At 66.7% G+C, this 10340-nt stretch carries 6 protein-coding genes; 2 read left to right on the top strand and 4 right to left on the bottom strand.

Going from position 1 to position 10340, the window contains the following annotated elements; translation table 11 throughout:
• Positions 1-220: 220 nt before the first annotated feature.
• From N825_RS29340 to N825_RS29330, 3 genes are all read right to left on the bottom strand, one after another.
• A complete protein-coding gene (locus N825_RS29340; RefSeq protein ID WP_037459685.1) occupies positions 221-3760 on the bottom strand; it encodes an ATP-binding protein in 3540 nt (1179 codons plus the stop codon).
• Positions 3757-5010, bottom strand: coding sequence for a metallophosphoesterase family protein (locus tag N825_RS29335; RefSeq protein WP_037459683.1), 1254 nt, complete (start codon positions 5008-5010; stop codon positions 3757-3759). Before N825_RS29335 ends, N825_RS29340 begins: the two co-directional genes overlap by 4 nt.
• 115 nt (positions 5011-5125) lie before the next feature.
• Positions 5126-7108 carry a protein meaA gene (locus N825_RS29330; RefSeq protein WP_037459682.1) on the bottom strand — a complete coding sequence of 661 codons (1983 nt, stop codon included), beginning with the start codon at positions 7106-7108 and terminating at the stop codon, positions 5126-5128.
• Between N825_RS29330 and N825_RS39280 the strand changes: the two genes are divergently transcribed.
• Both N825_RS39280 and ccrA read left to right on the top strand, forming a co-directional pair.
• On the top strand, positions 7108-7494 hold the full coding sequence (locus N825_RS39280; protein WP_157619617.1) for a hypothetical protein: 387 nt from the start codon (positions 7108-7110) through the stop codon (positions 7492-7494). The two genes, N825_RS29330 and N825_RS39280, sit on opposite strands and share 1 nt — an antisense overlap.
• Positions 7495-7513: 19 nt before the next feature.
• Positions 7514-8797, top strand: a complete 1284-nt coding sequence (gene ccrA, locus N825_RS29325; RefSeq protein WP_037459680.1) for a crotonyl-CoA carboxylase/reductase — start codon at positions 7514-7516, stop codon at positions 8795-8797.
• A 51-nt stretch (positions 8798-8848) separates the two neighbouring features.
• On the opposite strand, the gene N825_RS29320 is transcribed toward ccrA, so the two are convergent.
• A complete protein-coding gene (locus N825_RS29320) occupies positions 8849-10330 on the bottom strand; it encodes a GH1 family beta-glucosidase (protein WP_084165165.1) in 1482 nt (493 codons plus the stop codon).
• Positions 10331-10340 lie beyond the last annotated feature (10 nt).

The raw sequence follows: 10340 nt of genomic DNA, 5'->3' as shown, positions 1-10340 counted from the left end.
GCATCCCTTCTCTCTATCGATCAACTTGTCAAAGATCCCGCGAAACACAGCGCGGCGTGCCGAAGCACGCTGGCTTGATTTCCCACCGTTTTGTGGTGCCCCCGACCGCCTCAGCGCGTCGGGAGGCCGTATATAGGGCGGCTCATCCCACCCTGTCCAGAGCCTTTTTCATCCGCGTGACGTTTTTCCAGCCGACGCCTGTTGGGCCGCCCGGTTCACCTCAGGCGGTCACCACCTGATCCAGGGTGTGGACCTTCATGGCTCCCGCCCCCAGCTGGCGCTTCGCCACCTCGCAGAGATGCGGATGGTGGGTGAAGAACAGCACCTGCGTTTGGCGGCTGAGGTCATGCAGCACCGACAACGCGGCGGCGGCGCGATCGTCGTCGTAATTGATCAGGAGATCATCGGCCACGAAGGGAATCGGCTCGGCCCCCGCGACATAGAGCTCGATCGCCGCAACGCGCAGCGCCAGGAAAAGCTGATCGCGGGTGCCGTCGCTCATGCCCAGCACATCGACCAACGCGCCGGCCCGCCGCTCCCCCTTCAAGATCGCTTGGTCGCGCTCGTCGAACTCGACCTTGAGCCCGACATAGTTCCCAAGTGTCAGCGTCCTGAAAAGATCGGCCGCCCGCCGCAACAGCGGACCCTGCTGTTCCTGACGGTAGCGATCCACGGCGCTCCGCAGCAGCAACGCCGAGGTGCGGAGCCTGGCGTAGGTCTCCGCCGTGTCGCGAAGATCAGCCAAGGCCTCTTGCGCTTCTTGCGCTGCCGTACCGCCTCCCCTCCCCCGCTCCATCTCGCCAAGCCGCTGGCGCAGCCGTTGCTGCTCCGCGCCGAGTTCCGTCCCTTGGGTCTGAAGATCCGCGATCTCGCCAGTGATACGGCGCAGGTCGCCGGCCAACTGGTCGGGGTCGCGGTCCGCGACCTCCGCTATCAGCTGAGCGGCAGCCAAGCCGTCGCCCGCCGCCAGCAATTGGTGCCGGAGTTCCGCCAGCCGGCGCTCGGCCTCTCGCCGCTGATCGGATTTCTGGATGGCCTCGGCCAAGGCCCCATCGTCGTTGCTGCCAGCTTCGCCGCGCAGCCGCGCCAAGGTCGCCTCCGCGTCGCGAACGGCTCCCTCGGCCATGGCGACCTCATCGCGGGCGATCTTGAGTCGATCCGCCAGATCCCGCCGACGCTCGCGATCCCGCTTCGCTTGTTCAAGGCGGACCAACAACGCGCTGGCGAGATCGATCGGATCGCCATCCAACGGCATCTCGAACGAGACCGCCAGCCGGCGTGTCTCGGCCTCGAACCTGCCCGTGTTCTCGCGAATCCGCTCAACGCGGTGGCTCAGATCCTTGATGCCATCGAGTAGGCGGTCAAGGTCCTCCAACGCCACCACGGTCTTCTCGCCGCCAGCGGGTGTCGTGTCGGGCGACTGTCCCAACCGTTCGATCAGAGTCACCCAGGATCGCCGCCAATCTTCCAGCGCCCGCGCGCAAGCGTTGGATTGGCGCTCGGTCTCGGCCACCTTGAGCCGCTGTTCGACCAAACGGTCCCCGCAGGTCTGACGCTGAAGCCCGGCATCAGTCAGCCGCTGCGCCACGCCCTCCGCCTGCCGCAGCAGAAGTCCCAATCCATTCTGGCCAAATCCGGTTTGCGGAGACGCCATGGAGCCAAGGGACGACAGCGCCGCCGCCAATTGAGCGTGGGTGTTGGCGAGGTCGTTTCCCATCCGGTGGCAAGACGTCTCCAGGTCGCGCGCCGCCTCGGCATCACGCACCAGGCCCACCACCCGGCTCAGCCAAGCCGCCATCTCCCGGGGTGAAGCAGGCACCAATCCGGCTGGACGCCATGCGGCGGCCCACGCGGTCTCCAACTCGGCGCGCGACCTGTCGCAGCCCGATACCTCGTGCGCCGCCGATGTCAGCCGCCGAACCGTCTCCTGTTGTCGCGACTTCAGCTGGACATAACTGGCGACACGGTGAGCCTCGGCCTCCTTGCGATCGACCAGCGCGTCCGCCGAGTGGAGCGCCGTCTCGAATAGTCCCGGCAGGTCGTGGGACGAATCGAACAGATCCGACTCCTCCTTCGACAGCGGCGGCGGGTCGCGGTCGATGAAGGTCCGGCGCACCACCCGCCATCCCGTGTCGCGCCGCCGCCGCGCCTCGGCGATGACCTCCGCGGTTGGGACCTCGCTGGAGCCCTCGATGGCCGCCAAGTCCGAATCGATTTGGCTGAGCAGGGCACGGGACTCTTCGACCCTCTCCCGTGCCCGTGTCGAACGCGCGTTGAGATCGGCGAAGTCGGCTTCGAACCGAGCCACCGTGCTGTCGTCCGGTACCTTGGCCTGGAGCAAGCCTTCCAGCGAGCCTTGCCAGAGCGGCAGTGCCGCGACCTGGGACGCGATGCGTTCCTTCAGGCGGTGCAGGCGGGACCGCCCCTCATCCAACGTCTGTTCAAGGGTGCCGCGCGCCTTCACCTCCGCGATGGCGGCGAGCAGCACGGCGGGATCGGCGGGTGTCCCGATCGCCTCCAACCGCGCCTCCAGGCGCGCGGCCTCGGCCCTGCATCCCGTCAAAAGCTCCGTCGCGGCCTCGAAGCGGGCCCGCAGCTTCCCTTCATCAGCGATCAGCGACCTCACGTCGGTCAGAACGGATTTCGGCGGTATCGCCTCGGCCGCGCGATCTATCGGCAAGGAGGATCCCAGCCGTCGCAGCAAGTCGGCCGCCTGATCGCGCAGTTGGCGCAGTTCGCTTTCCCGCTTCGGCAGGTCCGCCCTCTGATCGCGCACCGCGCCGCGTTGTTCCTGCAGCGCCTCGATGTCGCCGTCGCGATCCAGCAGGGACTCGTGGACGGTCACACCGGCCAGTTCCTCGGCGAGCTTGGCCGCGGCCGCGCCACAGCGTTCGACATCCCGCGCCGCCTCGTCCCGCTGGCGAAGCGCCGTCAACCTCCGCTCCGCCGCGTCGTCGGCCAGCGCCACCGCATCGGCGAGCGAGGTCAGTTCGGCTTCCAGTTCCGTGATCTGGCTGACCAGATGACGCGTCCGGCGGATCCGCTCGGCCTTGGCGCGGGCGGCCTCCAGGTGGTTCAGCCGGTCGCGGTTGTCCCGGATCCTGGCTTCCGCCGCCTCCGCGTCGGCTTGGACCTGACGCCATTCGTCGCCACTGACCGCCGCCTCGCGCAGCCGCTTGCGGGCGTCGGCGTGGCGATCGAGCGCCTTGTAGAAGGGCTTGGACGCGACCTTGCGGGAGGAGAACAGCGCGTTGGCCTCGGCGTCCAACTCCTGGAGCACCTGGGAGATCCCCATCACCCCGGCGCCCGCCCCGAACAGGCTCTGCCCGACGTCGCCGCGCGCCGCCAGGATATCCTCGCCCCCCCGGCGCAGTCGGTTATGATCGAGCCCGAACATGCCTTCGAAGAAGTCGCGGTCGATCGGCCCTAGGAACGCGGTCAGCGCCGTTTCCGGAAGGCTGCCCGATCCCGTCGCGTCGAGCAGGGTGTTCTGCCTGCCCTTGCGCCGCTGGAACGCCAGCCGTCGCCCATCCGCCGCCTCGATCTCGGCGGTCAGCCTCAGATCGGCGTAATCATGCTTGAAGTTATAAGGTGAGCGCGTCTCGATCCCGAAGAACAGGTCGCCCAGCGCCCGCAGCGTCGTTGTCTTGCCGGCCTCGTTGTTGCCGCAGACGATGTGGAAATCGGGCAGCACTCCAAGGTCGATGCCACCATCCGTGAAGTGGCCGAAGCGGTCGAGGCCGAGGCGAAGCAGTCTCATCGGTCCAACTCCCGATCCAGCAGGCGCGACAGCACGATCGCCTTGGCGTCGGCGATCAGGGGAACCGGATCGCGCAATGCCGCCAATTCGGAGTCGCTATCCAGTTCGCGTGGCATCTTGCCCATCATCTCCTCCAACTCGGAGCGGACGACCTCCCGCAGATCGGCATCCGTCGCCAAGCTATCAAGCGAGCGCAGCAGGCTGCCGACCGCGTCCTGCCGCAGGCCAAGGGTGGCGAGATCCCGCATGGGCCGGGTGGCGCCGACGATCTTTTCGATCCACACGGCGTCGGTTCCCAGATCGAGCGCCACCGCGCGGACCTCCGCCATGAACGAATCGTGATGGGACAGCAGGCCGCCGTGGAGTGGCGTGGCGCCGGTCAGGCGCAACCGCGCCGCCAGCGGCCGACCCTCGCACGTGTCGAACTCGGCCCGCAGAGCGCTTCTGATCCGGGTCAACGCCTCGCCCGGTTGGTCGCAGCCGGTCAAGTCGGCCTCGACCAGGGCCCAGCGCAGGACATCAACCGGGCGATGTTCGAACCGCGTGACGCGACCGTCCTCGACCGTGACCATCACACAGCCCTTGGCGCCGGTCTCACGGATATGGCGACCCTGGAGATTGCCGGGGAACACGACGTGGGGATGCTCGTGCAGGGTTTCCCGGTTGTGGACGTGGCCAAGGGCCCAATAGTCATAGCCGTGCCTGACGAGGTCAGCCGGGACGCAGGGCGCGTAGCCGGCGTGCCCCTCGCGCCCGTCCGCCGAGGTATGGAGCAGCCCGATGTTGAAGTGACCGGGCACGGGCGCCTTGTAGCCAGCCGCCAGATTGTCGACCACGTCACGCTGCTTGAAGCTCTGTCCGTGCAGGGCAACCTTCAGGTCCGGCAGCAGGTGCGTCTCCGGCTTCCGTGACGAGAACACGGTGACGTTGTCGGGCAAAGGCAGCTTCTTGGTGATCTGGCTCTCGGCGTCGTGGTTGCCGTGGATCAGGAAGACCGGCACGCCGCCCTGGCGCAGCCGCGCCATCTGCTGGACGAAGAACAGCCCGGTGTTGAAGTCGCGCCAGTCGCCATCATAGATGTCACCGGCGATCACGACGAAATCGACCGCCTCCTCCAGCGCGAGATCGACCATGGCATGGAGGGCCCGGCGCGTCGCTCCCCGCAGCAGATCGACCGGCGCGCCGTCATAGGCGGCCAGTCCCCTCAACGGGCTGTCGAGATGGATATCGGCGGCGTGGATGAATTTCATGGCTGCCTCGGCCCCTGCTCAATACGACAGGTGGTATACCGAACAGCGCATCGACGCAAGAAATTGTGCCAATCCCGCTGGGGAGGCTGGCACCGGGCCACCCTCCCCACTTACCTCACGCGGCCTGTTCGCCGCGCTCGTCGACCAAGGTGACGATGTCGTCCATGATCGCCGTCAGGTCATAGTCCTTGGGCGTGTAGACGCGGGCGACGCCGGCCGCCTTCAGCGTGCGCTCATCCTCGGGTGGGATGATGCCGCCGACGACGACGGGGATCTCCCCCAACCCCAAACGCCGCATTCGGCCGAGCACGTCCGTCACCAACGCCACGTGGCTGCCGGACAGGATCGACAGCCCCACGACATGGACGCCTTCCTCCAAGGCCGCGTTGACGATCTGGGCCGGCGTCAGGCGGATGCCCTCGTAGACCACCTCCATGCCGGCGTCGCGGGCGCGCACCGCGATCTGCTCGGCGCCGTTGGAGTGGCCGTCCAGGCCAGGTTTGCCGACCAGCATCTTGATGCGGCGGCCAAGACGCTCGGACACCCGCGTCACCCGGTCGCGGATGGCGTCCAGGGTGTCCGCCCCACCCGCGCTGGCGGCCTTGCCGACGCCGGTCGGAGCCCGGTACTCGCCGAACACCTCGCGCAGCACCGCCGACCACTCGCCGGTGGTGACACCGGCATGGGCGCAGCGGATGCTGGGATCCATGATGTTGCGGCCCTCGCGCGCGGCGGCCCCGAGGTCGGCGAGCGCCGTCTCCACCGCCGCGGCGTCGCGGGAGGCGCGCCACGCCTCCAGCCGGCCAAGCTGGTCCGCCTCGGCTTCGGGATCGGCGGCCAGGAACCCACCGTCGTCGCCAGCGGTCAGCGGCGATGGCGCCGATTCGGTGAACTTGTTGACCGCTACGACGGTCTGCTCGCCCGACTCGATCGCCGAGAGGCGGCGGCTGTTCGACTCGACCAGCCGTTGCTTCATGTATGACGACTCGACGGCCGCGATGGCGCCGCCCATGGCGTCGATCCGGGCCAGTTCCTCCAGCGCCTCCGCCTTCAATTCGTCGACCTTGGAATCGATCACGTGGCTGCCGTTGAACAGGTCGCCGTATTCCAGCAAATCGGTCTCGAACGCGACGATCTGCTGCAGGCGCAGGCTCCACTGCTGGTCCCAGGGGCGCGGCAGGCCCAGCGCCTCGTTCCAGGCGGGAAGCTGAACGGCGCGGGCTCGGGCGTCCTTCGACAGCACGACGGCCAGCATCTCGATCAGGATGCGGTAGACGTTGTTCTCCGGCTGCTGCTCGGTCAGGCCCAGGCTGTTGACCTGGACGCCATAGCGGAAGCGGCGGAACTGCTCGTCCTCGATGCCGTAACGGTCGCGCGTGATGTCGTTCCACAGATGGGTGAACGCGCGCATCTTGCACAGCTCGGTGACGAACCGGATGCCGGCGTTGACGAAGAAGCTGATCCGACCAACGACCTGCGGGAAATCCTCCGCCGGCACCTGACCCGACTTTTTGACCGCGTCGAGCACCGCGCAGGCGGTCGCCAGGGCGTAGGCCAACTCCTGGACCGGCGTCGCTCCCGCCTCCTGCAGGTGATAGGAGCAGACGTTCATCGGATTCCACTTCGGCACTTCACGGTAGGTGAAGGCGATCATGTCCGTGGTCAGGCGAAGCGACGGCTCGGGCGGGAAGATGTAGGTGCCGCGGCTCAGATACTCTTTGATGATGTCGTTCTGGGTGGTGCCCGCCAGCTGCGCGCGGCTGGCGCCCTGCTGCTCGGCGGCGGCGATGTAGAGCGCCAGCAGCCAGGGCGCCGTCGCGTTGATCGTCATCGACGTGTTCATCTCGGCCAGCGGGATGCCATCGAACAGCGTCTTCATGTCGCCCAGGTGGCAGACCGGCACGCCGACCTTGCCGACCTCGCCCCGCGCCAGCGGATGTTCGCTGTCGTAGCCGGTCTGGGTCGGCAGGTCGAAGGCGACGGACAGGCCGGTCTGCCCGCGCTTCAGATTCGTGCGGTAGAGCGCGTTCGAGGCCGCCGCCGTCGAATGGCCGGAATATGTCCGGATCAGCCAAGGCTTGTCGCGATGTCCACTCATTGCTGCGCTTTCCCCTTCGCTTGAAAAAAATCGATCCGGTCAACCACCCCGCCGCCGATCCCTTGGCGACCTGCGTGCGCTACCATCGAAAACCGCCGGCGGGCAAGCGGCTCGGTCTCATCCAATGGGACACCCCTTCGGATCTCGATCATACCGCAGATGCGAACAACCTGTTGCAACCGTTAGTGCTTTCGAATGATTGTTTCATTGACCGGGTGACTGGTGAAACAAATTACCGTATTGTGCGTTGCATCGGAAGGATCTTCCTGTTTAGACTGCCAAAACTCCACGCTTCGTGGGGTCTTTGGGGTTCAGGACGCATCGACATCGACGCAGGTGCGGTATGGATCCGAAAGCGGATCCCGCCGCGTCACACGCCAGATTGAAGTTATTGGGGAAGAAGGCATGACCGAGGCAGCGAACGTCATCACCCGCCCGGCCGGTCCGGCGGTCAAGGATCTTTACGACGTGGGCGAGATCCCGCCGCTTGGCCATGTGCCGGCGAAGATGCACGCTTGGGCGATTCGCCGCGAGCGGCACGGTGAACCGGAACAGGCGATGCAGCTCGAAGTCGTCGAGACTCCGACCGTGGGCCAGGACGAGGTGTTGATCCTCGTGATGGCGGCCGGCGTCAACTACAACGGCATCTGGGCCGGCTTGGGCAAGCCCATCTCGCCCTTCGACGTCCACAAGGCGGAATACCACATCGCCGGTTCCGATGCGTCCGGCATCGTCTGGGCGGTTGGCGCCAAGGTCAAGCGCTTCAAGGTCGGCGACGAGGTCGTGGTCCATTGTAACCAGGACGACGGCGACGACGAGGAGTGCAATGGCGGCGATCCGATGTTCTCGCCATCCCAGCGGATCTGGGGTTACGAAACGCCGGACGGCTCCTTCGCCCAGTTCTGCCGGGTCCAGGCCCGTCAGCTGATGCCGCGCGCCAAGCACCTGACCTGGGAAGAGAGCGCCTGCTACACCCTGACGCTGGCGACCGCCTACCGAATGCTGTTCGGCCACCGCCCGCACATCCTGCGGCCGGGCCACAACGTCCTGGTCTGGGGCGCGTCGGGCGGGCTGGGGTCGATGGCGATCCAGCTGATCGCGACGGCCGGCGCCAACGCGATCGGCGTCATCTCGGACGAGACCAAGCGCGACTTCGTGCTGTCGCTCGGTGCCAAGGGCGTGCTGAACCGCAAGGATTTCGACTGCTGGGGCCAACTTCCGGACGTGGATGACAGCGCCGCCTATGCCGAGTACATGAAGCGGGTCCGCCCCTTCGGCAAGGCGATCTGGGACATCACCGGCAAGGGCAACGATGTCGACTTCGTGTTCGAGCATCCGGGCGAGCAGACCTTCCCGGTGTCGTGCTTCGTGGTCAAACGCGGCGGCATGGTGGTGTTCTGCGCCGGCACGTCGGGCTTCAACCTGACCTTCGACGCGCGCTTCGTGTGGATGCGGCAAAAGCGCATCCAGGGCAGCCACTTCGCCAACCTCCTACAGGCCAGCCAGGCCAACCAGCTGGTGATCGAGCGGCGCCTGGACCCCTGCATGTCGGAGGTCTTCTCGTGGGACGACATCCCGCGCGCCCATACCAAGATGCTGCGCAACGAGCACAAGCCCGGCAACATGGCCGTGCTGGTCAACGCGCTGAAGCCAGGCCTGCGGACGCTGGAGGACGTGGCGGAGGCGTAAGCCGGTCCGCCTCATGGTCGCCGGGGAGTTGAGCCTCCCCGGCGAAAGCCGTCACATCGGCACGGTGTTCGACTTGGCGATGTCGCCGTACCAGTAGTAGCTGGCCTTGGGCCGGCGCTCCATCGTCTCGCGATCCACCTGCACCAGACCGAAATGCTGGGTGTAGCCGAAACCCCATTCGAAGTTGTCGAGCAGGGTCCAGACGAAGTAGCCGCGCAGGTTGGCGCCGTCCTGGATCGCGCGGTGGCAGGCCAGCAGGTGGTCGCGGATATAGAAGATCCTGCCGCCGTCCTCCGCCTTGCCGCTCGGGCTCACCCAGTCGGCATAGGACGCGCCGTTCTCGGTCACATAAACGGGAGGGTTGCCATAGCGATCCCTGAATTCGATCAGCTGCTCGTACAGTCCATCGGGTTCGACCGGCCATCCCATGTCGGTGTGTTTGGTCCCCTCCGGTGACGCACCGAAACCGGTGCCGAACAGGCCGGCGGGATCGGCCGTTTGGTGCATGCGGCTATAGTAGTTGAGGCCCAGGAAGTCGATCGGCTGGTGGATCATCTCCATGTCGCCGGCTTTGATCAGCGGCTGGAAGTCCACGCCCATGTTCTCGGGGTATTCACCCTTGAACAGCGGATCGAGACAAACCCGGTTCCAGACCGCATCCCATTTGGCCACCGCTTCCTCATTTGGCGGCTGCCCAGTGGCGGGCTTCACCGGCTGGACGCTCAGGACCGTGCCCAGCTTCCAATCCTTGCCGCCCGCCGCGCGCAACGCGGACAGCGCCCGCCCCTGCGCCAGGTTCTGGTGGTGGATCGCCGCAGCGTAGTTCTCGCGCCCGCGCAGGTCGGGAGCGTGCCCGCCAAGCCCGTGGCCGAAGATCGCCACCACGGAGGGCTCGTTGAGCATGACCCAGTTTTTGGCGCGGTCGCCGATCCGCCCGGCGACGATCAAGGCGTAGTCGGCGAACCATGACGCGATGTCGCGGTTGGTCCAGCCCCCCCTGTCCTGAAGCGCCTGCGGCAGGTCCCAGTGGTACAAGCATGGCCACGGCTCGATCCCCCGGCGCAGCAGCGCGTCCACCAGCCGGTCGTAGAAGTCCAAGCCCTTGGCGTTGGCGGGTCCCGTGCCGCTCGGTTGGATTCGCGGCCACGCGACGGAGAAGCGGTAGGCGGAGAGGCCGGCGTCGGCCATCAGCGCCACATCCTCTAGATAGCGGTTGTAGTGATCGGCCGCGATGTCGCCGGTGTCGTCGTTGAGCACTTTGCCCGGCGTGTGGCTCAGGGTGTCCCAGATGCTGGAGCCGCGCCCATCGGCGGTGGCGGCCCCCTCGATCTGGTACGACGACGTGGAGGCGCCCCACACGAATCCGTCCGGAAACCTCACCGACCGGGGGCTCACCGGCTGTTGCGCGGTGGCTGGCGCGATCAAGGTTCCTGTTCCTCCGACGAGATCGGCGCCGACCAGCGCGGTCGCCGCCGCGGCGCCCAGGAACCGGCGACGCCCAAGGGTTACGCCCGGGCATTCTTTCGCGATCATTGCTTGGTTA

The sequence above is a fragment of the Skermanella stibiiresistens SB22 genome, assembly GCF_000576635.1.
GTDB lineage: Bacteria > Pseudomonadota > Alphaproteobacteria > Azospirillales > Azospirillaceae > Skermanella > Skermanella stibiiresistens.
Note: the sequence above shows the minus strand (reverse complement) of the source record. Positions and strands in the feature narration are given on the sequence as shown.